Source organism: Serratia sp. NPDC087055, assembly GCF_044900985.1.
Classification (GTDB): Bacteria; Pseudomonadota; Gammaproteobacteria; order Enterobacterales; family Enterobacteriaceae; genus Serratia.
This window is the reverse complement of record NZ_JBJDOG010000003.1, coordinates 212971-236587: the sequence shown is the minus strand read 5'-3', so window position 1 is coordinate 236587 and position 23617 is coordinate 212971. Positions and strand designations below refer to the sequence as shown.

Sequence of the window (23617 nt, the reverse complement as noted above, 5' to 3'; positions counted from 1 at the left end):
AAAACATTTTACTGCCGGACGTTTTTAGGGGATAAACAGCCCAAATTTTATCAGTCAGGAGGGGCAATGAGCCAACTCGATCTGGGAACACAGCAACTTGAGCTGGAACGTTATCCCCAACAGGAAGAATCCACCCAATTACAGGCGTGGGAAGCGGCGGACGAATATCTGCTGCAACAGCTTGAAAATGTGAACATCGACGGTCGTCCGGTGCTGATTTTCAACGACAACTTTGGCACTTTGGCCTGTGCGTTGCACCGTCATCAGCCATACAGCATCAGCGATTCGTACATGAGCCAGTTGGCAACGCGCCATAACCTGAAGCTCAACGAACTGGATCCAGAGCAGGTTACGCTGTTGGACAGCCTTGCCGAACTGCCGGCATCACCGGCGGTGGTATTGATCCGTATTCCTAAGGCGCTGGCCTTGCTGGAACAGCAACTGCGTGCGTTGCGCAATGTGGTGGCGCCGGACACGGTGATTATCGCTGGCGCCAAGGCACGTGACGTACACACCTCGACCATGCAGCTGTTTGAAAAGGTGCTTGGCCCGACGCGTACTAGCCTGGCCTGGAAGAAAGCACGGTTAATCTTCTGTGAAGTTGCAGACATCGTGCCACCAGCCACGCCGGAAACCACCAATTGGGTGCTGGACGGTACGGATTGGATCATTCACAACCACGCTAACGTGTTCTCACGTAGCAACCTGGATATTGGTGCACGTTTGTTCCTGGATCATCTGCCGCATGACCTTGAAGGCCATATCATCGATCTCGGCTGTGGTAACGGCATCATCGGCATGGCTGCCTTGATGCAGAACCCGCAAGCACAGGTGACCTTTGCTGATGAGTCCTATATGGCGGTGGCTTCCAGTGAGCGCAACGTGGAGCATAACCTGCCGCAGGATATGGATCGTTGTCAGTTTGAAGTGAACAACGCGCTGGCGGGGATTGAACGTGAAAGTGTGCGTGCGGTGCTGTGTAATCCACCGTTCCACCAGCAGCATGCGATCACCGATCACACGGCCTGGCAGATGTTCTGTGACGCCAAGCGGTGCCTGCAGGTGGGCGGCGAGCTGCGCATTGTCGGTAATCGCCATCTGGATTATCACCAGAAGCTGAAACGCTTGTTCGGTAATTGCACCTTGATAGCCTCAAACAAGAAGTTCGTGATCTTGAAAGCGGTGAAATCTGGCGCACGTTACTGAGTCGATCAAGGGGCGCAGTGAATGCGCCCCTTATTGTCACTACAGTGCCATCGCCAGCCGCGTGCCCTGATCGATAGCGCGGCGCGCATCCAGCTCGGCGGCAACATCCGCTCCGCCAATCAAATGCACCCTTTTCCCCATTTCCAACAGCGGTTGCTGCAACTCGCGACGTGGCTCTTGCCCGGCGCAGATAATCACCGTGTCTACCGGCAAGCAGCTTTCCTGCTCGGCGCGCAAGATATGCAGCCCTTCATCATCAATACGCTGATAATTCACACTGTTGAGCATTTTTACACCGCGCATCGCCAGGCTGGTGCGGTGGATCCAGCCCGTTGTTTTCCCCAAGCCTTCACCGACTTTGCTGGTCTTGCGTTGCAGCAGATAAATTTGTCGGGCCGCGTGCGCGGCGATCGGCCCCTGTGCTGCTAGCCCGCCGCGTTGGCTAAGCTGACCGTCGATGCCCCATTCACGATTAAACTCAGCCTGATCGAGGCTGCTCGACACGCCGTGCTGGCTGAGGTACTCGGCGGTATCAAAGCCGATACCGCCGGCACCGATAATCGCGACCCGTTGGCCGACCGGTTTTTTGTCGCGCAGCACGTCCAGATAGGTCAGTACTTTGGCGCTATCGATACCGGGGATGTCCGGGGTACGCGGTATGATGCCGCAGGCGAGGATCACTTCGTCAAATTCGGCCAGATCGGCTGCCGTCACCCAGGTACCCAGTTTCAGCGTCACCTCAAGCAGCGTCAGTTGGCGGCGGAAGTAGCGCAGGGTTTCATGGAATTCCTCTTTGCCAGGAATTTGCTTGGCGATATTGAATTGACCGCCAATCTGATCGGCAGCGTCGAATAACGTCACCCGGTGGCCACGGCTGGCAGCCGTGGTGGCAAATGCCAGCCCGGCAGGCCCTGCGCCGATGACCGCCAGTTTTTTTGGTTTCTCTGTCGGGAGTAACGGCATCTCGGTTTCGCGGCAGGCGCGCGGATTAACCAGGCAAGAGGTGAGCTTGCCCTCAAAAATCTGGTCGAGACAAGCCTGATTGCAGCCAATACAGGTGTTGATCTCGTCGGCACGCCCCTCTGCGGCTTTTTGTACAAAGGCAGCGTCCGCCAGGAACGGGCGGGCCATCGATACCATGTCTGCACAGCCGTCCGCCAATACCTGTTCTGCTACCGCAGGATCGTTGATGCGGTTGGTGGTGATCAGTGGGATGCGTACTTTCCCCATCAGCTTACGGGTCACCCAACTGAAACCTGCGCGTGGCACCATGGTGGCGATGGTTGGAATACGCGCCTCATGCCAGCCAATACCGGTGTTGATAATGGTCGCGCCTGCCTGTTCAACCGCCAGCGCCAACTGCTCTATCTCCTGCCAGCTGGAGCCGTCTTCCACCAGATCGAGCATCGAGAGACGGTAAATCAGAATGAAGTCGTTGCCGACCGCCTGGCGTACCGCGCGGACGATCTCCACGGCGAAACGCATACGGTTGCTGAAACTGCCGCCCCATTGGTCATCGCGTTGATTGGTGCGCGACACCAGAAATTGATTGATCAGATAACCTTCAGAACCCATGACTTCAACGCCGTCGTAACCGGCCTGTCGTGCCAGCGCGGCACATTGGGCGAAGTCGGCGATGGTCTGCACGATCTCCGCTTCGCTGAGCGCTGTCGGGGCGAAGGGATTGATCGGCGCTTGCAATGCGGAAGGGGCTACCGGCTGTGGTTGATAGCTGTAGCGACCGGCATGCAAGATCTGTAGCGCAATTTTGCCACCGGCCTGATGGACGGCATCGGTAACGATGCGATGGTGATCGACTTGCTGCGGGTGGCTGAGGGTGGAACCACCGCGGTACACCACGCCTTTTTCATTGGGGGCAATACCGCCAGTGACGATCAGCGCTACGCCAGCCGCCGCACGTTCGGCATAAAAGGCTGCCATGCGCTCGGGGCCATTAGGCAGTTCTTCCAGGCCGGTGTGCATTGATCCCATCAGCACCCGGTTTTTCAGGGTCGTGAAGCCGAGATCCAGCGGTGCCAGCAGATGCGGGTAGTTGCTCATTGCAGTCTCCATCGTTCATCCCCTGCCTCTTTCAAACGGGTTACCGCTTGCAAATGATTGGGCATGATTAGTTGTTATTATTATGTTGCGACGCTAAGTGGTCGGATGAGATAAATCTAGCCGTTGTCTCTGCCGTTGGGAATCTGTGTTGCGCTGAATGTGATAGATGTCATGAATCTTTATTGTTGTTTGCATAGTGAACAGCAAATCGGTTAGCATTTGCGCGTTGAAATTCCTGCCCTCTGCGGAGCCATTACCGAAAATGAACACACACACCTGCTGATATCTTGTCCTGCGCTGCACATATTCGTGCGTTGTGGGGATGTTTTGATTTCATTCAGGAGTGCTTATGGCTCATTTTGCGCAGTCCCCCCATTTTGTTTTACACCAACTGACCTGCCAGTTTGCTGACGGCGAAACGCTGTTCGGCCCATTGGATCTCACGTTTGATCAACGACACTGCGGCCTGGTTGGGCGTAACGGCGTCGGTAAAACGCGGCTGCTGCGCCTGATCGCGGGGCTAGATCAACCTGGCGGCGGGCATGTTGAATCTCATGCCTCATTGGCCTATGTGGCACAGCAGCCAGAAATTTCATCGCACACCACGCTAGCGCAACTGCTGGGTTACGGTGAGACGTTCGCCGCACTGGCCCGTATCGAGCAGGGACGCCCACTGGCGGACGATATCGATCGTCTTGAAGGGCAGTGGGATCTGATCGATCGTCTACAGATCGCCTTTACCGCCGCTGGGCTGCCAGCGTTCGATCCACAACGACCGGCACATGATTTGAGCGGCGGCGAACGCATGCGTGCTGCATTGTGCGGGGCGATGTTGAGCGATGCGGACTTCCTGTTGTTGGACGAACCGACCAACCATCTCGATGCCCCAGGGCGTGATTGGTTGCATCAACAGTTAGAACAGTGGCGCGGTGGTTTGCTGGTGGCCAGCCACGATCGGCAATTGTTGGCGCGTATGCAGCGCATCGTTGAATTGACGCCCGGTGCTCTGCACAGTTACGGCGGCAACTACCATGACTATCGCCGACAGCGTGATTTGGAACAGCAGGCGGCGCGTGCCGGGTTGGAGCATGCGCGGCAGGAACGCCGCCGCACCCGCGCACGGCAGCAAAAAGAACACGACATCAGCCAGCGACGCTCTGCACAGACACTTAAAACCGTCGATACGTTGAATATCGCGTCTTTTGAGCGGGTGGCCTACAAGGCGGCGGCCAAAGAAAGCCTCGGTACGCTGCGCAAGCAGCATCAGGATCAAAAGAGTGCTCTTGATGTCGCAGTGCGCGACGCTTACCAGCGGGTGGAAGAGGACAGCCCGGTGATGCTCACGCTGCCGGGCAGCGCCGTGGCGGCGGGCAAACAGGTACTGGTGCTCGAACAGGTGGAACTGCCTTTTATCACTATGCCACCGCTGAATTTACGCATTGATGGCCCGATGCGTGTGGCACTGACAGGCCCAAACGGCTGCGGGAAGTCGACGTTGCTGAAAGTGATCCTGGGCCAGTTGGCGGCGAGAGCCGGCAGTTGTCACTGCCCGCTGCCAACGGGTTATCTCGATCAAAGTCTCTCACAACTCGATTTATCCTTATCCGTGGTTGAGCACCTGGGGCTACAGGACTCACCGCTTAATGAAGGCGTGGTACGCAGTCAACTGGCACAGCTGCAGTTAAATGCCGATCATGTGCTGCTGCCGATGGGCGCGCTGAGCGGTGGCGAGCGATTAAAGGCGGCACTTGCCTGTATGTTGTGGCGGCGGGAGCCTGCGCAGTTGCTGTTGCTGGATGAGCCGACTAACCATCTGGATCTGGCGTCGTCTTTGGCGATCGAGGCCTCGCTGGCCGGTTTCCCTGGCGCGATGCTGGTGGTGTCTCACGATGAAAACTTTCTGCAGGCGCTGAAATTGACTCATCGTTTACAGTGGCAGGAGGGAGAGTGGCAACTTCAAGCCTGGTGATACAAGCCAGTTGAATCTGCAGAGCGGCCTTGGCGGCCGCTTTTTTTTTCAGGGATGAATGCATTCCAACAGCAGGGTAAATGCGGCGGCCATTTGTTCTTCCGGCACGCAAGCGAAGCCCATCAGCAGGCCACGACGATGGTTGGGCTGCATGTAGTAACGTGAAAGCGGTCGCACCAGCACGCCGCGTGCGTTGGCAGCGGCGGCGATCGCCACATCGTCAGCCTCGTCCGGCAGATTAAGGATCAGATGCAACCCGGCGTTGTTGTTAAATTCGCTCAGCGCTTGCTTACCCAGATGCTGTTCGATCAACGCGGTCAGAAAGGCTCGGCGCCGGGCGTAAAGTAGCCGCATACGGCGGATATGCGCCGTGTAATGGCCTTCCTGAATAAATTGCGCCAACGCGGTTTGGATCAGTAAGTGGCCCCCACGATACAGTTCGGCATGCGCCGTTTTCAGCGCAGCCATCAGCGGCTTTGGCAAGACCACGTAACCCAACCTCAGCGCTGGATAGAGCGTTTTACTGAAGGTGCCGATGTAGATTACCGGCGCGTCGGCCTCCAGCCCCTGCAGTGCCGGTATCGGCTGACCGGAGAAACGGAATTCGCTGTCGTAGTCGTCTTCCACAATCCAACTGCCGCCGTTGCGTGCGAGAGCCAACAGCCGTTGCCGTCGCGCCAGGCTCATCACGGATCCCAGCGGATACTGGTGCGACGGCGTAACGAAGATGAGCCGTGGTGCCACAGTGGGTTTTTCCGGCGGTACCATACCGGCTTCATCAACCTCTAGCGGGCAGATATTTACGTCGTTCATCCGCAGGATGTTGCGGATCCCCCAGTAACCTGGCTCTTCAATCCACGCATCGTCACCCGGATTGCACAACATGCGTGTCACCAGATCTATCGCCTGATGAATGCCCTCCGTGATCAGAATTTGCTCTGGTGAACAGCGGACCGAGCGTGCCACCCGTAAATAATCCACCAGGGCATGTTGCAGTTCCGGGCTGCCGCCCTGATTGCTGTATGTCAGCCGTTGTGGTGTCGGACGGCGGCTGATGCGCGCCTGGATTTTGCTGAATAACTGGTGTGGAAAGGCGTTAACGTCGGGGACGCCGGGAATAAATGCCCCCCACTGTTTTGGGCTGGCGCTGGCGTGGTGCAGCAGGGTGCTACCGCGCGCTGACAGCTCTATACGCCGTTGCTCCCCGTCACTGCCTGCTGGCGCACTCGTAGTGGATAAACAACTATCCGGCACGGTTTCGGCGACGAATGTGCCACTCCCGGCACGAGCCAGAACATATCCTTCTGCCAATAATTGTTCGTAAACGGTTAATACAGTGTTACGTGAGAGGCCAAGTTCCTGCGCCAAATCCCGTGAGGCAGGCAAGCGACTGGAGGGCGGCAGGCTGCCGTCCAGAATGCTGGTGCGAATCGCGTTATATAGCCGTTTATGCAGCTTATCTTCGGGCTGTTCGCCAAGCCGTTGCAATAGCAGGTCACCACTCAGTGAGCGCAATTGGATCCCTCAATTAATCGTAACTGGCTCTCGATTATAGGGCCACATCCTGTGTAAATAAACGTCATTGTTTCACGAATGTGAACAAAACGTACAACAGGCACCGACCGGAGAGAACAACATGAAAAACGCAGAATTGAATCAACGTCGTCAGGATGCCACTCCGCGTGGGGTAGGTGTGATGTGTGGTTTTTACGCTGAGCGTGCAGAGAACGCCACGCTGTGGGACGTCGAAGGCAATGAGGTTATCGATTTTGCTTCCGGTATTGCAGTGCTCAATACCGGGCACCGCCACCCGAAGGTGATCGCTGCCATTGAAAAGCAGCTGAAGGCCTTTACCCACACCGCGTACCAAATTGTTCCTTACGAAAGCTACGTTACGCTGGCTGAACGTATCAACCAACGCGCACCGATCGACGGCCCATGCAAAACCGCGTTCTTCACCACCGGTGCTGAAGCGGTAGAAAACGCCGTCAAAATTGCGCGTGCCCATACAGGCCGTCCGGGGTTGATCACCTTTGGTGGCGGTTTCCACGGGCGTACCTACATGACCATGGCGTTGACCGGTAAAGTGGCACCTTACAAGTTGGGCTTTGGGCCATTCCCGGGGTCGGTGTTCCACGGGCAGTACCCGAATGCCTTGTATGGCGTCACCACCGAAGACGCGATGAACAGCCTGGAACGTATTTTTAAAGCGGATATCGATCCCAAGCAGGTCGCCGCTATCGTGCTGGAGCCGGTGCAGGGAGAGGGCGGCTTCAATATCGCCCCCGCCGAGTTTATGCAGGCGTTACGTACGCTGTGCGACGAACATGGCATTTTGCTGATTGCCGATGAAGTGCAGACCGGTTTTGCCCGTACCGGCAAGCTGTTTGCGATGGATCATTACAGCGTTAAACCCGATCTGATCACCATGGCGAAAAGCCTGGCAGGGGGTATGCCGTTGTCCGCGGTGGCGGGTCGTGCCGACGTGATGGACGCCCCAGCTCCGGGTGGATTGGGCGGCACTTATGCCGGTAACCCACTGGCGGTTGCGGCTGCGCTGGCAGTACTTGACGTGATTGAAGAAGAACAGCTGTGCCAGCGTTCGCAACGCCTGGGCCAGCATCTGGTGGAGGTATTGCAGCAGGCGCGTCAAACCAGCCCGGCGATTGCGGATATTCGCGCACAGGGGTCGATGGTGGCGGTGGAGTTTAATGATCCGGCCACCGGTAAGCCATCGGCGGAGATTACCCGCCAGGTTCAGCAGAAAGCACTGGCAGAAGGGCTGCTGCTGCTGAGCTGCGGTGTGAACGGCAACGTAATCCGCTTCCTGTATCCGCTGACCATCCCTGAAGACCAGTTCACCAAGGCGTTGGGCATTCTTTCTCGCGCACTGGCTCAATAAGGAGTGGCTACGATGAAACTGACTAATCCTGAACTGTTACGCAGCCAGTGCCTGATCAATGGTGAGTGGTGTGATGCGTTAAGTGGTAAACGCGAAGCGGTCATCAACCCGGCAACCGGTGTTGAACTGGCCAGCATACCGCTGGTCAGCGGCGAAGAGACCCAACAGGCGATCAATGCTGCGCAGGTGGCACAGCAAAGCTGGAAGCAGCTGACCGCTAAGCAACGTTCTGCATTGATGCAGGCCTGGGCCGATAAGGTGCTGGCAGCGCAAGAGGATTTGGCGCAGTTGATGACGGCTGAACAGGGCAAGTCATTGGCGGAGGCGCGTGGCGAAGTGGCTTATGCGGCCTCGTTTATCACCTGGTTTGCCGAAGAAGCCAAACGGGTCGACGGAGCGGTCTTGCAGGCGCCGTTAGCCTCACAGCGCTTGGTCGTCGTGAAGCAACCGATCGGCGTTTGTGCGGCGATCACACCGTGGAATTTCCCGGCTGCGATGATTACCCGCAAAGTGGCACCGGCATTGGCGGCAGGTTGCGCCATTATCGTCAAACCGGCCGAACAAACGCCGCTGACTGCGCTGGCGTTGGGCAAATTGGCGCAGGACGCGGGTATTCCTGCCGGCGTCCTGCAGGTAGTGACCGGCGACGCAGCCCAAGTGGGCAAAGTACTGTGCGACAGCCCGGTGGTGCGCAAACTGAGCTTTACCGGTTCGACCGAAGTCGGCCGTATTTTGATGGCGCAGTGTGCGCCAACCATTAAGAAGCTGTCACTGGAGCTGGGGGGTAATGCACCGGTGATTGTCTTTGACGACGCGAATTTGGATGCCGCGGTAGCGGGCATTATGGCCTCTAAATTCCGCAATAGCGGCCAAACCTGTGTCTGCGCCAACCGCATCTACGTGCAGGACGGTATCTATGACCGTTTGGTGGACAAGCTGGTGGCTGCGGTTGAGCAACTTAACGTCGGTGACGGTAGCCAGGAAGGCACCACACAGGGGCCGTTGATTGACCAGGATGCGGTTGAAAAAGTGCAGAACCACATCGACGACGCGTTGATCAAAGGCGCACAGATCGCAACGGGGGGGCAGCCGCACGCGCTGGGCCGTACCTTCTTCCAACCGACGGTGGTGACAGGCGTGACGCAAAAAATGCGTTTCGCCAAAGAAGAAACCTTTGGGCCGGTAGCGCCGCTGTTCCGTTTCCATGATGAGGCGGAAGCCATCGCGATGGCCAACGATACTGAATTCGGCCTGGCGGCCTATGTATTCACGCAGAATGCGTCGCGCCAATGGCGGGTGCCGGAAGCCTTGGAATACGGCATGGTCGGGATCAATACCGGGTTGATTTCCAATGAAGTTGCGCCGTTCGGCGGCGTGAAGCAGTCAGGGCTCGGACGCGAAGGAGCGCGTTACGGGATTGAAGAATATCTGGAGCTGAAATACCTGTGTATCGATGTGAGCTGTTAACCACCGGGAAACTAACCTACCCCGGTGGCCAGCGCTACCGGGAGACAAAGGATGCCGCATGTCTTCTGATAATACCGTTATTTCTCCGGCGCTTGCCGCCGGGGTGCGAACGTCTGCACCCACCAAATCACTGAGCTTCCTCGAAGGGGTAGCGATGATTGTCGGCACCAATATTGGGGCCGGCGTACTGTCTATCGCTTATGCCTCAAGCAAGGCCGGTTTTTTACCCCTGTTATTCTGGTTAGTGTTAGTGGGGAGTTTGACCACGATCACCATGCTGTACGTCGCCGAATCGACCTTGCGCACCCGCGCTCATTTGCAGCTGAGCGGGTTGGCGAAACGTTATGTCGGCGGTATCGGTGCCTGGCTGATGTTTGCTTCTGTCTGTGTCAACAGCGTTGGGGCCTTGACCGCCTATATGACCGGCAGCGGCAAGCTGTTGCAATCCCTGTTTGGCATTTCCCCGGCGATAGGCAGCCTGCTGTTTTTCGTGCCTGCGGCAGGGGTGCTGTACCTGGGGCTTAAAGCGATTGGCCGCGGTGAAAAGTTTATCAGTATCGGCATGGTGGTGATGTTGACCGCATTGGTGACGGCCACGCTGGTCAAGGACACCACCCAGATGCGCAACCTGCTGGACGGTGATTGGCGCTTTATGGTGCCGGTATTTAACGTGGTGGTGTTTTGCTTCTCTGCGCAATACATCGTGCCAGAAATGGCGCGCGGCTTCTCTGACAAACCAGAGCAACTGCCAAAAGCGATTATGGTCGGCATGGCGGTGACCTTCGTGCTGTTGGCAGCGGTACCGATGTCGGTGATCGCCCTCAGTGGGCTGAATGGTATCTCTGACGTGGCAACCATTTCATGGGGACAGGCGCTGGGGCAGTGGGCCTTCTTCTCAGCCAACATTTTTGCACTGTGCGCGATGCTGACGTCTTACTGGGGACTGGGCGGGAGCTTCCTGACCAATATTTTTGACCAGTTCAGGTTGGGCAACGACGAGCAGCCGCTGCGCCGCTTCGGTGTGTTGATGTTGGTCGTATTGCCGCCGTTTGTGTTGGCTTATAGCGGGCTGGTGTCGTTCGTCAATGCGCTGTATTTCGCGGGGGTATTCAGCGGGGTGATCTTGTCGATTATGCCGATGTTGATCCTGCGTGGTGCGCGTAAGCACGGCGATCAGACGCCGCGTTGGCAGTGTAGCTGGATCACTCATCCGATTTTGCAGATCAGCATTGTGTTGCTGTATCTGTCCAGCGCGGGATATGCCATTGCCTCGTTATTAGGTTATCTGCCCTCTGGATGGTGACTTGCCTTCCCTCAAGAAGTGATGTTGTTTCTCGGTCATTGAGAACGGCGGCGTCGTGGCCGCCGATTTTTTACTCCCCGCTTATTTTCCCCGGCAGCGCCAACCAGGCCTGCACCGAAGGGCGTTGCCACTGTTTGTGTGCATAGTGGCGAATACTTTCGGGTACGGTATCTCCGTGTATCACCAACCGATTCAGCATCAAGGCCAGATCGGTATCGGCAATGCACCATTCCCTGAACAGGTTATCCTGGCCGTGGCTCAACAACTTTTCGACCGCGAAGATCAGTTTGTTGGCGGCAGCCTGCGCCGTGGCGGACAACGGCGGAAACTTACTGTTAATGAATACCGCCTCGGTGGGGCGCTCGGCGCGGAGGGTCTGTAAATCGCTGCGTAACCATGCCTGAACCTCGCGGGCTTTGGCCCGTTGTTTGACATCGCGTGGGTACACTGGGTGGGCCGGATGGATCTCATCGAGGTATTCATCAATGGCTGAGGATTCCGAAAGCTGAAACTCGCCGACCACTAGCGTAGGCACACGGCGCGTCAAGGACAGCGCCGCGTAGGCTGCTTCTTTGTTTTTCCCCTGTGCCAGGTCGACCGGCTTTACGGTGAAGGGGATGCCTTTTTCCGTCAACGTAATAAACGCCGACATGGCATAAGGACTGAAAAATTCAGCATCGGTATAGAGTTCGGCAATCGGCTGAGACATTGGGTTTTCCTCAAGGCAAAGGGATGCGAACTTTGATAATTGACGAGGAGTGGCTAAAGATCAATCTGTTAGCTTAAAGTTATTTCTGGCGAGTTTGGTGCGGTAAGCAGCAGAGGCCTGCGTTGTGATATATTTGTTGCCATTAAGTTGAATTTGGCAGTGCGAAGTAACATGAAGATGTCGTTGAAAGCAAGATTGAAAGTGGGCTGTGCACGTTTGTGGCCGCATCCTCTGGCGGTAGGCAAAAAAGAGATTGTACTTTCCAGCCTCGGCGCCGGGCTGGGGTTGATGATTGCGGGGTGGATCAGTCATTTTGTGCTGGGCGAGGTGAACCTGTGGTTTATCGCACCTATGGGCGCATCTGCTGTGCTGCTTTTTGGTGTACCGAATAGCCCGTTAGCGCAACCCTGGTCAATCGTGGGTGGCAATATGTCGGCTGCTGCGGTGGGGGTGAGTACCGGTTTGTTGATTCCCGATCCTGGTTTGGCCTGTGGGGTAGCGGCCGCGCTGGCGATTGGATTGATGTTCAAGCTGCGTTGTTTGCATCCGCCCGGCGGCGCGGTGGCACTGACGGCCATCCTCGGTGGGCCGGGCATTCACCAACTCGGCTATAGCTTCGTGCTGTACCCAGTGCTGCTTAACTCAGTGTTATTGGCGCTGTTGGCGATTATCTTCAATAACCTGGCAGGACGACGTTACCCGCACCCTTTGGCACCGACAGAGACAAAACCGGCCAATCTGCCGATTGATGCGGTGTCTATTACCCGCGCCGATCTGCACGAGGCGCTGATGCAGGGCGAACTCTTTGATATCGATGAGGACGATTTGCAGGACATTCTGCTGCGTGCCGAACAGTTGGCGCACCAGAGGCAGGCTGGAAAAGCCTGATTACGCGAGCGTTTTTCGGTAAAACACGACGCGTTCTGTTTCGCTAAAACCCAGTGCCGCATGCAGGCGCTGGGAGTCGAGATTGGCTATGTCAGTATCGGACGCCAGTTCGTTGCACCCTTGCTGTTTAGCCCATTGCTGAACCTGTGCAATCAATCGCGATGCGCAGCCCTGGCGACGAGCTGATTCCGTAGTATAAATCCCTTCCAGAAAGGCCACCGGCGATGATTCGCAGCCGTTGACGTAATCATGGCGCAGCGCGACTTCAGCAAGGGCGACAAAAGCATCATCCTTGGTTTGGATCATAAACGCGGTGTGATGTGGCGAAGCCAATATCTCATTCATTTCTGCCCGGTGTTCTTCCTGTGGGCAAGTTGGCCACAATGCACTTCGCAGTGTCAGCCAGGCATTAAAATTGGCGTTGTTACAAATGACGATCATGGGATTTCCTGTTTTATGGGACAGCAGACCGGTACAAAGGGGGATGCAGGGTACCATACAGAATCACCGCGGCTCGATCTGTATGATGATTATAGTAACTCGGTGAATCTGTCTTGTTTTTGTGACTTGAGTCACCCTATATCCCTGAGTGACAAACGGGGGAAGGCAATGAAAAATACAGAGAGTTTGCGCGCCGACATTAAATCGCAGCGGTGGAGCCTATGGCGCAATTGGTGCCAGTATTGGCGGCGTCGAAGTTTTAGTTCTGCTGGCAGAAAGTCTTTGGATGCCATGCGTTGCTGGCAATTGCGTGATATCGGATTGCGATCTTGCGATGTCCGTCGGGAAGGTCGGGATTCGCTTTGGCAGCGCTGAGCCTGCGGAAACAAAAAACCACCTGCTAAGAGGTGGTTTTTGACGCTGTTATATCAGCTAAAATTTGGTGGCCCCTACTGGACTTGAACCAGTGACCAAGCGATTATGAGTCGCGTGCTCTAACCAACTGAGCTAAGGGGCCAAGCGGCGAGATTATACGGTAATCTTTCGGCGCAGGTCTACTGTTACCCATCTGTATGTTGCTTTTATAAGCAGTTCTAGCCTGTTGTAATTACTGACGGATTTTGCGATAACCGCTGTAAATCCTTTTAATGGACGCGCAAACCCTATGGAACTCTTGGCGCCAAACCTACGGGTGGTGTTTTGCGGCATCAACCCCGGCCTTTCTTCCGCCCATCAAGGCTACCCTTTTGCTAACGGCAGCAACCGCTTCTGGAAGGTGGTGCATCAGGCCGGTTTCACCGAATGTCAGCTTGCCCCGGAGCAGTGGCAGCAGCTGCAGGATACGGGCTGTGGCATCACGGCGCTGGTGGCGCGACCGACGGTAGCCGCCAGTGAAGTGACGCGTGACGAGTTACTCAGCGGTGGCGAAGCGTTAAAAGAAAAGATTCTGCGTTACCAGCCGCGTTCGTTGGCGATCTTGGGCAAACAGGCGTTCAGTAGCGCTTTTGGCGTGCGTAACGCGCCCTGGGGTCGTCAAGAGATGACGATTGGCAAAACGGAGGTCTGGGTATTGCCTAACCCCAGCGGATTGAACCGTGCCACGCTGGAGCAACTTACAGCGAGCTATCATGCGCTGTATCTGGCCCTTAAATGATCTTTATTGGAGCTCGCGTATGAAATCGATAATCAAAGGCTGTGTAGTTGGTCTGTTGTTGATTGCCGGTGCCGCTCAGGCAGGCAACACGCCAAAGGAAGTGCAGAATAAAAATAACGTGCTGGAGTTTTATCAGCAGGGGCTGAACAACAAGGATTTTGCGGCGGCACGACCCTATTTGGGCGATGAGTACAAACAGCATAATCCTAACGCGCAGGATGGCGTAGAGGGGTTCCGTAAGTTTGTCGAACTGCTGAAAACGCGTTACCCCGATTCCCACAGCGAAATTAAACTAGCGTTTGTGGACGGCAACTATGTGATCTTGCACGTAGAGACCAGCGGGCGTGAGAAGGGAAAAACAGGCGCGATTATTGATATTTTCCGTCTCGACGATGCGGGGAAAATTGTTGAGCATTGGGACGTGATCCAGCCGGTGCCAGAAAAAACGGCCAGCGGTAATAGCATGTTTTAAAAAATAAAAAACCCCGGCATGCCGGGGTTTTTTTGCAAGCAGCGAAACCTTAGTCGTCCAGGAAGCTACGCAACACTTCGGAACGGCTAGGGTGGCGCAGTTTACGCAGAGCTTTGGCTTCGATCTGACGAATACGCTCACGGGTAACGTCGAACTGTTTGCCCACTTCTTCCAGGGTGTGGTCCGTGTTCATGTCGATACCGAAACGCATACGCAGCACTTTCGCTTCACGTGCAGTCAGGCCAGCCAATACGTCGTGCGTTGCAGAACGCAGGCTTTCTGATGTTGCAGAATCCAGTGGCAGCTCGAGGGTGGTATCCTCGATGAAATCGCCCAGATGTGAATCTTCATCATCACCGATTGGCGTTTCCATGGAGATCGGCTCTTTAGCGATCTTCAGCACTTTACGGATTTTGTCTTCCGGCATCAGCATACGTTCAGCCAGCTCTTCCGGCGTTGGCTCACGGCCCATCTCTTGCAGCATCTGGCGCGAAATACGGTTGAGCTTGTTGATGGTCTCAATCATGTGCACCGGGATACGGATGGTACGCGCCTGGTCGGCGATAGAGCGAGTGATAGCCTGACGGATCCACCAGGTGGCGTAAGTTGAGAACTTATAACCACGACGGTATTCGAACTTGTCTACGGCTTTCATCAGACCGATGTTACCTTCCTGGATCAGATCCAGGAACTGCAGGCCACGGTTGGTGTATTTCTTGGCGATAGAAATAACCAGACGCAAGTTAGCTTCAACCATTTCTTTTTTCGCACGGCGGGCTTTCGCTTCACCGATAGACATGCGACGGTTGATGTCCTTCACTTGCTCGATGGTCAGGCCGGTTTCTTCTTCGATCTGACGCAGTTTCTGCAGGCTGCGCTGTACGTCTTCCGCTACGTCTTTCAGCTTTTCTGACCATGGCTTAGCCATTGCCAGTGCCGCTTCGAACCACGTGGTGCTGGTTTCGTTACCGGCGAACAGAGTGACGAAGTTTTTCTTCGGCATTTTGCACTGTTCAACACACAGTTTCATGATGATACGTTCTTGAGTACGAACGCGATCCATCATGGTGCGCATGCTGTTGACCAGGAAGTCGAACTGTTTTGGCACCAGGCGGAACTGCTTGAACACTTCAGACAGCTTCAGGATTTCTTCTGCTGCGCTGGCGTGGCTGCGGCCGTTCTTTTTGATGACGATGCGGGTCGCTTCGTACTGATCGCGCAGGTCGGCGAATTTCTGACGCGCCAGCTCAGGATCGATGCTGTTGTCGTCTTCTTCTTCCTCTTCGTCTTCCTCTTCGTCGTCGTCGTTCTGCTCTTCGGTCGACAGCTCAGAACCCACGTGGGTAGCGGTAGGGGCGATGTCCTCTTCCGCGTTAGGATCAACGAAGCCGGTGATCAGATCGGACAGGCGCGCTTCGCCTGCTTCGACGCGATCGTACTGTTCCAGCAAATAGGTGATGGCTTCAGGGTATTCGGCAACGGAGCACTGAACCTGGTTGATACCGTCTTCAATACGCTTGGCGATGTCGATTTCGCCTTCACGCGTCAGCAGTTCAACGGTACCCATTTCGCGCATGTACATGCGCACCGGGTCGGTGGTACGGCCAATCTCAGACTCAACGCTCGACAGCACTTGAGCGGCAGCTTCTTCCGCATCTTCGTCTGTGCTGTTTGAGTTTTCAGCGAGTAATAGGTCATCGGCGTCTGGCGCTTCTTCCAGAACCTGAATGCCCATGTCGTTAATCATCTGGATGATGTCTTCGATCTGGTCGGAGTCGACGATATCTTCCGGCAGATGGTCATTGACCTCAGCATAGGTCAGATAGCCTTGCTCCTTACCACGGGTGACAAGTAGCTTTAGCTGTGACTGCGGGTTTTGCTCCATAAGACGGTATCCACACTTCAGAGTATTTGGGTTGGTGTCGGTCGGCGAAACCGCCAACAATAGCATTTGGGGCGTTTTTGTTGTTGCCGCGGCCCACTGTGGCGGCATATTGCAGGGCTCTGCCCTCGCATTTATCGGCACTTAAGCCGTTGTATTCTTTATTCTTCACGTTTTGGCGGCGTTATTGGCAGCCTAAACATGAATCATTTTGGTCAAAAATTAGTTTTTCTTTGCTAACACTTGGTTAAGAGAACGGACTTCTTCACGTTCTTCTGGGCTGAGGCCGTGCGTTCTGGCCTGCGCGATCAATGTTTCCAGCCGTTGCTCCAGTACCGAGTCATAGAGGCTAGCTAAGGTATCCAAAAAGGTCTGTTCGACCCTGTCCTCAACGATCATATGGTTCCATGTCGCCAAGGTTTCAAGCTGTTGGCTCAATTTGTTGTCGCGATACTGCTCCAACAACTGACCGGTTGTCAGGCCTGGCTGGGCCAAACAGGTTTGCACCAACTCGACAAACAGCGGTAACCCCGCCTGTTTAGTCTGCTCTAACCCCTCGAGTGAAGGGATAAGTGTAGCCAGTTGCGGATTTTGTACCAGTAGCCCTATTAGTATACGCATGGTTGTGCGTTTTAGCTGGGGCGCCTGATAAGTATTCGCATTTTCAGCCTGCTTGGGCATCAGCTTGTCGAGCTGGCTGTCATCCAGCAGACCCAGCTTGCTGCCGAGCTGTTGGCGCAGGTACAAGCGCAACGTTTCGCCCGGCACTTGAGTGATCAGGGGTAGTGCCAGCGTACTCAGCTTGGCGCGACCGTCCGGGCTGCTCAAATCAACCTGTGGCATCAAGGTTTCGAACAGGAAAGTGGAAAGCGGCTGCGCCAGCTCCATTCGTTGTTCGAAGGCCTCTTTACCTTCTTTGCGTACCAAGGTGTCCGGGTCTTCGCCATCAGGCAAAAACATAAACCGCAGCTGACGCCCATCGTTGAGATAGGGCAGCGCAGTTTCCAGCGCCCGCCAGGCCGCTTCACGGCCGGCTCTGTCACCGTCATAGCAACAGACAACGTTATCGGTGGCGCGGAACAGCAGCTGAATATGTTCAGCTGTCGTTGAAGTCCCGAGCGAGGCGACGGCATAATCGATACCGTATTGCGCCAACGCCACCACGTCCATATAACCTTCCACTACCAGCAGCCGTTGCGGGGTAGGGTGGCTCTGTTGTGCTTCATAAAGGCCGTACAATTGACGACCCTTGTGGAATACTTCAGTTTCCGGCGAGTTCAGGTATTTCGGCATACCGTCACCCAATACGCGACCGCCAAAGGCGATTACTCGCCCGCGTTTGTCGCGGATAGGAAACATCACGCGTTCACGGAAACGATCGTACGAACGTCCTTGATCGTTAGTCACCAACATGCCGGCATCGTTCAATGCGCTACGGCTGTCGGCATCGCGACCAAAACGCTTTAAGGCGTTATCCCAACCGGCAGGTGCAAAGCCGATAGCGAAATGGCGGATAACGTCGTCACTCAACCCGCGCTGTTGCAGATAATCACGCGCCGGCGCACCGGAAGGTTGATGCAGTGACTGTTGATAGAACGCGCTGAGCTGTTCCATCAGTTGATACAGGCTCTGGCGCTGATGACGTTCGATTTGGGTTGGCCCGGAACCTGCCTCGTAAGGCACTTCCAGTCCGTGCATGGTCGCCAGTTCCTCGATGGTTTCAACAAACTCAAGTCTGTCGTAATTCATCAGAAAGTCGACGGCATTACCGTGCGCACCACAACCAAAACAGTGGTAAAACTGCTTTTCGCCATTAACAGTAAATGAAGGCGTTTTTTCGTGGTGGAACGGACAGCACGCGTGATAGTTCTTGCCCTGCTTTTTGAGCTTTACACGTGCGTCGATCAGATCGACGATGTCGGTGCGAGCCAGCAAGTCATTGATAAATACGCGCGGAATTCGTCCAGCCATAAGCCCTTACTTTACTAGCCTATAAACGAGAACAAGCCGCGCATTCCTTTCGGAAAGCACGGCCTTCGTATGCAACTACTCAGTCTGCGCGATTTTTAAAATCAGAAATTCACGCGGCGGGGTTACCCCCGAAGAATTAATACAGACGAGTGCGGCGTGCGTTTTCGCGAGCCAGTTTCTTCGCGTGACGTTTCACAGCAGAAGCTTTAGCGCGCTTACGTTCGGTAGTCGGTTTTTCATAGAACTCACGACGACGAACTTCAGCTAAAACGCCTGCTTTCTCGCAAGAGCGTTTGAAACGACGCAGAGCAACGTCAAATGGCTCGTTTTCACGTACTTTAATTACAGGCATGTGCCTCTCACCTCAATAAAATTCGGTTTGCTGCTGGCCAAGCGCCAGCAATTTCAAAATGGTGCGGAATTTTACTTCAACGGATGCTGCTTTGTAAAGCACCACAGCAAATTGAAACCTGCGGCCACCCTGGTAAAACATGCGCAATTTTGCATCGGGCGCTGATTATAGACTAATCAGAAAAAAATGCTCGTTTTTAATCAAACCGGCATTTATGGCTGGAATCATCAACATAGCCTATAACCTCGGACAAGATGCGCTGTGCTGGCGGTAAACAGGTCTGATTGTGCTAAACTGACGGCCGCACGTGAATGATGGGAAATGTAATGCGAGTACTGGGTATAGAAACATCCTGCGATGAAACCGGAATTGCAGTGTATGACGATCAGACCGGTTTATTAGCCAATCAATTATACAGCCAAGTGAAGCTGCATGCCGATTATGGCGGTGTGGTACCGGAACTGGCCTCCCGCGATCACGTGCGTAAAACCGTACCTTTGATTCAGGCGGCGTTGAAGGAAGCGAACTTGACTGCAGCCGATATCGACGGCGTTGCCTATACGGCCGGGCCAGGCCTGGTCGGTGCGCTGCTGGTCGGCGCTACCATTGGTCGCGCATTGGCGTTTGCCTGGAATGTGCCGGCGGTGCCGGTGCATCACATGGAAGGTCACCTGTTGGCCCCGATGCTGGAAGATAATCCTCCGGCTTTCCCGTTTGTTGCACTGCTGGTTTCCGGTGGTCACACCCAACTTATCAGCGTGACCGGCATTGGTCAGTACGAACTGCTGGGTGAGTCAGTGGACGATGCGGCCGGTGAAGCCTTCGATAAAACCGCCAAGCTGCTTGGGCTGGACTATCCTGGCGGCCCGATGCTGTCAAAAATGGCGCAACAGGGCACTGCGGGTCGTTTCACCTTCCCGCGCCCGATGACCGATCGTCCCGGTCTGGATTTCAGCTTCTCCGGTCTGAAGACCTTTGCGGCCAATACTATCCGCTCCAGCGGCAATGACGATCAGACGCGGGCGGATATCGCGCGGGCGTTTGAGGATGCCGTTGTCGATACGTTGGCGATCAAATGCAAACGCGCGCTGGAGCACACCGGTTTTAAACGTTTGGTCATGGCCGGCGGCGTCAGCGCCAACCGTACGCTACGGGTCAAAATGGCGGAAATGATGCAAAAACGTGGCGGTGAAGTGTTCTATGCCCGTCCGGAGTTCTGCACGGATAACGGCGCGATGATCGCTTATGCAGGCCTGGTGCGGTTGAAAAGCGGAGCCAACCCGGAGCTGGGTGTTTCGGTACGGCCGCGTTGGCCGCTGGCGGAACTGCCTGCAGTATAAATATGAGAAAGGCCGGAGAGTTCCGGCCTTTTTGATCACTCTTCTTTTTTCTCGTCCTGTTCTACCGCATCGGTTTTCTTTTTGCGGAAGATACCCCAAATTTTCCCTTCCTGGCCGCGCCACAAGCGCTGGATATTGTCATGGTGTCGCATCAGGATCAGGCACGACAACATGGCCACGGGGAAGGTAAATTGCGGTTTGAACCACCAGACGTAGAAAGGAGCAATCAGCGCGCTGATGATGGCACCGAGTGAAGAGTAGCCGCTGAGCAACACGGTCAGCAGCCAGGTGCCGGTCATCAGGCCGGTAAGATCCCAGCCGATCGGCGCGATGGCACCAAATGCCGTTGCTACGCCTTTGCCGCCGCGGAAGTGGAAGAATACGGGATAGATATGCCCCAAACAGGCAGCGATCGCCGTTAGCCCCAGGTACAACGGTGGGACATTGAGCTTGTATGCCAGCCAGACCGGCAGCATCCCTTTTAAAATATCGAACACCAGCACTGCCGCCGCGGCGACACGACCGCCGATGCGCAGGACGTTGGTAGCCCCTGGATTCCCTGAGCCATTTGCACGCGGATCGGGCAGCCTGGCGATCCGGCAAACCAGGATCGCACTGGAAACTGAGCCACACAGATACGCGAAGATAATCATGCCAAGCGCGGTAGCACTCATAACGCGGTTCCGTTTAATAAGGGTCGTTTTACTCGCAACATATATGGATAATACGCATATTCCGCTGGAAGTGGTATCCGGCAAGGCCAAAAACAGAGAATGACGTGATGGATATCGTATTTATAGAAGAGCTTACCGTAATTACTACCATTGGCGTTTATGACTGGGAACAAAACATTCGCCAGAAGTTGGTGTTCGATATCGAAATGGGCTGGGACAACCGTCGCGCTGCTGCCAGTGACGATGTGAATGACTGCCTGAGCTATGCCGATATTAGTGAAGCCATCATCCAACACGTGGAGCCCAATCGCTTTGCGCTGGTAGAGCGGGTTGCAGAGGAAATATCTGAAATATTACTCCAGCGCTTCAATTCCCCGTGGGTCCGTATTAAGGTCAGCAAACCGGGCGCAGTTGCACATGCCAACCGGGTTGGGGTGATCATTGAGCGCGGTACTCGCCCGGCGTGACGTTCTGTCATAAAGATGCAACTTAAGACCGTTAATTTGGTCCGAACCTGAGAATAGTTTTAGCGGCAATGTATTGAACACTGCCGCTTTTTTATGTTTATAGCCGTAAATTTATAGGGTGATCGAAGCACATGGCGGACATGCATTCACTGTTTATTGCGTTTGTTCTTGGGGTTGTCGAAGGATTAACTGAATTTTTACCCGTATCTTCTACCGGACACATGATCATTGTGGGCGAGTGGCTGGGTTTTACCGGAGATAAGGCTAAAACCTTTGAGGTAATCATCCAGTTGGGGTCAATTCTGGCAGTGGTGGTGATGTTCTGGCGCCGTCTGTTTGGGTTGATCGGCATTCATTTTGGTGGCAAACCGGTTGAGCACGAAGGCAAAACGACGGGCCATTTGAAACTGGGCCATATTCTGCTGGCGATGATCCCTGCGGTGGTGCTGGGGCTGTTGCTCCATGATTTCATCAAATCGCTGTTCGCGCCGAAAAACGTGATGTATGCGCTGGTCGTCGGTGGTTTCCTGCTCCTGGCTGCAGAATGGCTGAAACCGAAGAAACCGAGTGCGGAAGGGCTGGATGACATCACTTATCGACAGGCATTTATGATTGGTTGCTTCCAATGCCTGGCACTGTGGCCGGGGTTCTCTCGCTCAGGTTCCACCATTGCCGGTGGTATGTTGGTCGGGGTGAACCGTTACGCGGCTGCGGAGTTCTCTTTCATTCTGGCGGTGCCGATGATGATTGGTGCCAGCGCGTTGGATTTGTACAAGAGCTTGCACTTCCTGACCATGGGCGATTTACCGATGTTCGCGGTCGGATTTGCCACCGCTTTCGTTGTGGCGCTGATTGCGATCAAGACCTTCCTGTCGTTGATCAAACGTATTTCGTTTGTGCCGTTCGCTATCTATCGCTTTATCGTTGCCGGAGTGGTTTACATGGTCTTCATGTAAGCGATTCACCAATAAAAAACCCCGCATTGCGGGGTTTTTTTATGCCTGCTCCTGTGGAGTATCCAGCGTTTGCTTCCAGTCTGCCAGTGCCTGCTGGCGTCGACGTTTGAGTTCGTCGCGGATGGCTAATCCTTGCAGTCCGCTAGCCACCACCTCTTTTACCGAGACGGCATTTGCCACCTGGAAAGCCCGGCGCAGATAGTCGCCCTGCGGATAAGGGTTATTTTCAAATCCGGTTCGGCCACGGGCATCTGCTTCACTGGTGAGGATCATCTGTTCCAGGCGCTGTGGTTTGCGCCAGACGTCGATCGCGTCAAACAGCTTCAACAACGTTTCTGGACGCAGCTTGTTTACGGTATGAATCAGATCGTGATATTCGGCGACCAATTTAGCCAGATCGCGCACTGGATTAGGAACCCGCAGCCGCTGGCACAGAGTGTCGACCAGCAAAACACCGGCTGGCCCGTGGCCATGGTGATGTGGCCAGAGTTCTTTTGGCGTTTGCCCCTTGCCGAGGTCATGGCACAGCGCCGAAAAACGAACGTCAACTTCAGTGCTAAGCTGGGCAGCGATAGCCAGCGTCATCAGCGTGTGAATGCCGGTGTCGATCTCCGGGTGCCATTTTTCGGGGGCCGGCACACCGAACAAAGCGTCGATCTCTGGGAACAGCACGCTCAGTGCCTCACAGTCTCGCAGCACCTGAAAGTACACCTGCGGACTTTGGCTTTGCAGCGCCTTCTCCGTTTCTTTCCATACCCGTTCGGCCGTCAACGCGACCAATTCGCCGCTGCGTGCCATTTGACGCATTAACGCAAGGGTGTCTGGGGCAATGGTAAAGCCCAGGTGAGCAAAACGGGCGGCAAAGCGCGCCACGCGCAGCACTCGCAAGGGATCCTCACCAAAAGCGTCAGACACATGACGCAGTACGCGTGCTTGTAGGTCGGCTACGCCGTGGAAAGGATCGATCAGTTCACCGTCGGCGCTTCGAGCGATGGCGTTGATGGTCAAATCGCGGCGTTGCAGATCTTCTTCCAGCGTGACGTCAGGTGCGGCGTAGCACGTAAACCCGGTGTAGCCCTGGCCGGACTTTCGTTCGGTACGGGCCAGCGCATATTCTTCATGAGTTTCCGGGTTGAGAAAAACTGGAAAGTCTTTACCGACCTGCTGATACCCCAGTGCTATCAGCTCTGACGGCGCGGCACCCACCACCACCCAGTCGCGATCAAACACCGGTAACTCAAGCAAGCTGTCGCGGACAGCGCCGCCGACCAGGTAAATCTTCACGGTTAACTCCTGAATTTTTCTTAAGGCTCTGTCTATCAGATTACATGAATTGGTGGCGGGATGTTGGCGCCAATAAAAAGGGCGCCCCGCAGGCGCCCGATTTCAAACTGAAGGAGACTG

General features: G+C 55.1%; 20 protein-coding genes and 1 tRNA gene. 11 read left to right on the top strand and 10 right to left on the bottom strand.

Features of this window, described 5'->3' with window-relative positions; translation table 11 throughout:
* Nucleotides 1-66 precede the first annotated feature (66 nt).
* On the top strand, nt 67-1206 hold the full coding sequence (rlmG, locus tag ACI2J2_RS17255) for a 23S rRNA (guanine(1835)-N(2))-methyltransferase RlmG (protein WP_404760512.1): 1140 nt from the start codon (nt 67-69) through the stop codon (nt 1204-1206).
* 39 nt (nt 1207-1245) lie between these two features.
* Here the strand turns inward: rlmG and ACI2J2_RS17250 are convergent, their stop codons facing one another.
* Entirely contained in the window at nt 1246-3267 is a 2022-nt protein-coding gene (locus tag ACI2J2_RS17250) for an FAD-dependent oxidoreductase (protein ID WP_404760511.1), read from the bottom strand.
* Nucleotides 3268-3616: 349 nt separating this feature from the next.
* Between ACI2J2_RS17250 and ACI2J2_RS17245 the strand changes: the two genes are divergently transcribed.
* Nucleotides 3617-5236: an ABC-F family ATP-binding cassette domain-containing protein gene (locus ACI2J2_RS17245; protein WP_209637223.1), complete on the top strand. Its 1620-nt coding sequence runs from the start codon at nt 3617-3619 to the stop codon at nt 5234-5236.
* A 48-nt stretch (nt 5237-5284) separates the two neighbouring features.
* Here ACI2J2_RS17245 and ACI2J2_RS17240 read toward each other — a convergent pair whose 3' ends face one another.
* Entirely contained in the window at nt 5285-6751 is a 1467-nt protein-coding gene (locus ACI2J2_RS17240) for a PLP-dependent aminotransferase family protein (RefSeq protein WP_404760510.1), read from the bottom strand.
* Between the two features lie 121 nt (nt 6752-6872).
* Here ACI2J2_RS17240 and ACI2J2_RS17235 point away from each other — a divergent pair, with 121 nt between their 5' ends.
* From ACI2J2_RS17235 to ACI2J2_RS17225, 3 genes are read left to right on the top strand one after another with little or no spacing between them, the layout of a single operon-like run.
* The gene (locus ACI2J2_RS17235; protein ID WP_209637227.1) at nt 6873-8138 is read left to right on the top strand and encodes a 4-aminobutyrate--2-oxoglutarate transaminase; all 1266 of its coding nucleotides are present in this window, start codon (nt 6873-6875) and stop codon (nt 8136-8138) included.
* Nucleotides 8139-8150: 12 nt separating this feature from the next.
* Entirely contained in the window at nt 8151-9605 is a 1455-nt protein-coding gene (locus ACI2J2_RS17230; RefSeq protein WP_404760509.1) for an NAD-dependent succinate-semialdehyde dehydrogenase, read from the top strand.
* A gap of 58 nt (nt 9606-9663) precedes the next feature.
* On the top strand, nt 9664-10908 hold the full coding sequence (locus ACI2J2_RS17225; RefSeq protein ID WP_265555918.1) for an amino acid permease: 1245 nt from the start codon (nt 9664-9666) through the stop codon (nt 10906-10908).
* A gap of 70 nt (nt 10909-10978) precedes the next feature.
* Here ACI2J2_RS17225 and yfcF read toward each other — a convergent pair whose 3' ends face one another.
* Nucleotides 10979-11617, bottom strand: coding sequence for a glutathione transferase (gene yfcF / locus ACI2J2_RS17220; RefSeq protein ID WP_404760508.1), 639 nt, complete (start codon nt 11615-11617; stop codon nt 10979-10981).
* A gap of 171 nt (nt 11618-11788) precedes the next feature.
* Here yfcF and ACI2J2_RS17215 point away from each other — a divergent pair, with 171 nt between their 5' ends.
* Nucleotides 11789-12505, top strand: coding sequence for an HPP family protein (locus ACI2J2_RS17215; protein WP_209637234.1), 717 nt, complete (start codon nt 11789-11791; stop codon nt 12503-12505).
* On the opposite strand, the gene aac(6') is transcribed toward ACI2J2_RS17215, so the two are convergent.
* Nucleotides 12506-12946 carry an aminoglycoside 6'-N-acetyltransferase gene (gene aac(6'), locus ACI2J2_RS17210; RefSeq protein WP_404760507.1) on the bottom strand — a complete coding sequence of 147 codons (441 nt, stop codon included), beginning with the start codon at nt 12944-12946 and terminating at the stop codon, nt 12506-12508. It lies immediately after the preceding gene.
* Nucleotides 12947-13386: 440 nt separating this feature from the next.
* Nucleotides 13387-13463 (bottom strand) — tRNA-Ile (locus tag ACI2J2_RS17205).
* Nucleotides 13464-13610: 147 nt separating this feature from the next.
* Here ACI2J2_RS17205 and mug point away from each other — a divergent pair.
* Both mug and ACI2J2_RS17195 read left to right on the top strand, forming a co-directional pair.
* Nucleotides 13611-14099: a G/U mismatch-specific DNA glycosylase gene (gene mug / locus ACI2J2_RS17200; protein WP_404760506.1), complete on the top strand. Its 489-nt coding sequence runs from the start codon at nt 13611-13613 to the stop codon at nt 14097-14099.
* A 19-nt stretch (nt 14100-14118) separates the two neighbouring features.
* Complete coding sequence (locus ACI2J2_RS17195) at nt 14119-14571, top strand: ester cyclase (RefSeq protein ID WP_404760505.1); 453 nt, start codon at nt 14119-14121, stop codon at nt 14569-14571.
* A gap of 49 nt (nt 14572-14620) precedes the next feature.
* Here ACI2J2_RS17195 and rpoD read toward each other — a convergent pair whose 3' ends face one another.
* From rpoD to rpsU, 3 genes are all read right to left on the bottom strand, one after another.
* Entirely contained in the window at nt 14621-16456 is a 1836-nt protein-coding gene (gene rpoD / locus ACI2J2_RS17190) for an RNA polymerase sigma factor RpoD (protein ID WP_209637240.1), read from the bottom strand.
* A gap of 219 nt (nt 16457-16675) precedes the next feature.
* On the bottom strand, nt 16676-18424 hold the full coding sequence (gene dnaG / locus ACI2J2_RS17185) for a DNA primase (RefSeq protein WP_209637242.1): 1749 nt from the start codon (nt 18422-18424) through the stop codon (nt 16676-16678).
* A 136-nt stretch (nt 18425-18560) separates the two neighbouring features.
* The gene (rpsU, locus tag ACI2J2_RS17180; RefSeq protein WP_001144069.1) at nt 18561-18776 is read right to left on the bottom strand and encodes a 30S ribosomal protein S21; all 216 of its coding nucleotides are present in this window, start codon (nt 18774-18776) and stop codon (nt 18561-18563) included.
* Between the two features lie 326 nt (nt 18777-19102).
* Between rpsU and tsaD the strand changes: the two genes are divergently transcribed.
* Nucleotides 19103-20116, top strand: coding sequence for a tRNA (adenosine(37)-N6)-threonylcarbamoyltransferase complex transferase subunit TsaD (tsaD, locus tag ACI2J2_RS17175; RefSeq protein WP_209637244.1), 1014 nt, complete (start codon nt 19103-19105; stop codon nt 20114-20116).
* Nucleotides 20117-20151: 35 nt separating this feature from the next.
* Here tsaD and plsY read toward each other — a convergent pair whose 3' ends face one another.
* The gene (plsY, locus tag ACI2J2_RS17170) at nt 20152-20790 is read right to left on the bottom strand and encodes a glycerol-3-phosphate 1-O-acyltransferase PlsY (protein ID WP_209637246.1); all 639 of its coding nucleotides are present in this window, start codon (nt 20788-20790) and stop codon (nt 20152-20154) included.
* A gap of 107 nt (nt 20791-20897) precedes the next feature.
* On the opposite strand from plsY, the gene folB reads away from it, so the two are divergent.
* Both folB and bacA read left to right on the top strand, forming a co-directional pair.
* A complete protein-coding gene (gene folB, locus ACI2J2_RS17165) occupies nt 20898-21257 on the top strand; it encodes a bifunctional dihydroneopterin aldolase/7,8-dihydroneopterin epimerase (RefSeq protein ID WP_209637248.1) in 360 nt (119 codons plus the stop codon).
* Between the two features lie 131 nt (nt 21258-21388).
* Nucleotides 21389-22213, top strand: coding sequence for an undecaprenyl-diphosphate phosphatase (gene bacA / locus ACI2J2_RS17160; protein WP_209637267.1), 825 nt, complete (start codon nt 21389-21391; stop codon nt 22211-22213).
* Nucleotides 22214-22252: 39 nt separating this feature from the next.
* Here the strand turns inward: bacA and ACI2J2_RS17155 are convergent, their stop codons facing one another.
* Nucleotides 22253-23497, bottom strand: coding sequence for a multifunctional CCA addition/repair protein (locus ACI2J2_RS17155; RefSeq protein ID WP_404760504.1), 1245 nt, complete (start codon nt 23495-23497; stop codon nt 22253-22255).
* Nucleotides 23498-23617: the final 120 nt, after the last annotated feature.

Excerpts from the sequence above, each read along its gene's own strand:
- rlmG (WP_404760512.1), top strand. The coding sequence starts at position 67 with ATGAGCCAACTCGATCTGGGAACACAGCAACTTGAGCTGGAACGTTAT.
- ACI2J2_RS17250 (WP_404760511.1), bottom strand. The coding sequence starts at position 3,267 with ATGAGCAACTACCCGCATCTGCTGGCACCGCTGGATCTCGGCTTCACG.
- ACI2J2_RS17245 (WP_209637223.1), top strand. The coding sequence starts at position 3,617 with ATGGCTCATTTTGCGCAGTCCCCCCATTTTGTTTTACACCAACTGACC.
- ACI2J2_RS17235 (WP_209637227.1), top strand. The coding sequence starts at position 6,873 with ATGAAAAACGCAGAATTGAATCAACGTCGTCAGGATGCCACTCCGCGT.
- ACI2J2_RS17230 (WP_404760509.1), top strand. The coding sequence starts at position 8,151 with ATGAAACTGACTAATCCTGAACTGTTACGCAGCCAGTGCCTGATCAAT.
- ACI2J2_RS17225 (WP_265555918.1), top strand. The coding sequence starts at position 9,664 with ATGTCTTCTGATAATACCGTTATTTCTCCGGCGCTTGCCGCCGGGGTG.
- yfcF (WP_404760508.1), bottom strand. The coding sequence starts at position 11,617 with ATGTCTCAGCCGATTGCCGAACTCTATACCGATGCTGAATTTTTCAGT.
- ACI2J2_RS17215 (WP_209637234.1), top strand. The coding sequence starts at position 11,789 with ATGAAGATGTCGTTGAAAGCAAGATTGAAAGTGGGCTGTGCACGTTTG.
- mug (WP_404760506.1), top strand. The coding sequence starts at position 13,611 with ATGGAACTCTTGGCGCCAAACCTACGGGTGGTGTTTTGCGGCATCAAC.
- ACI2J2_RS17195 (WP_404760505.1), top strand. The coding sequence starts at position 14,119 with ATGAAATCGATAATCAAAGGCTGTGTAGTTGGTCTGTTGTTGATTGCC.
- rpoD (WP_209637240.1), bottom strand. The coding sequence starts at position 16,456 with ATGGAGCAAAACCCGCAGTCACAGCTAAAGCTACTTGTCACCCGTGGT.
- dnaG (WP_209637242.1), bottom strand. The coding sequence starts at position 18,424 with ATGGCTGGACGAATTCCGCGCGTATTTATCAATGACTTGCTGGCTCGC.
- rpsU (WP_001144069.1), bottom strand. The coding sequence starts at position 18,776 with ATGCCTGTAATTAAAGTACGTGAAAACGAGCCATTTGACGTTGCTCTG.
- tsaD (WP_209637244.1), top strand. The coding sequence starts at position 19,103 with ATGCGAGTACTGGGTATAGAAACATCCTGCGATGAAACCGGAATTGCA.
- plsY (WP_209637246.1), bottom strand. The coding sequence starts at position 20,790 with ATGAGTGCTACCGCGCTTGGCATGATTATCTTCGCGTATCTGTGTGGC.
- folB (WP_209637248.1), top strand. The coding sequence starts at position 20,898 with ATGGATATCGTATTTATAGAAGAGCTTACCGTAATTACTACCATTGGC.
- bacA (WP_209637267.1), top strand. The coding sequence starts at position 21,389 with ATGGCGGACATGCATTCACTGTTTATTGCGTTTGTTCTTGGGGTTGTC.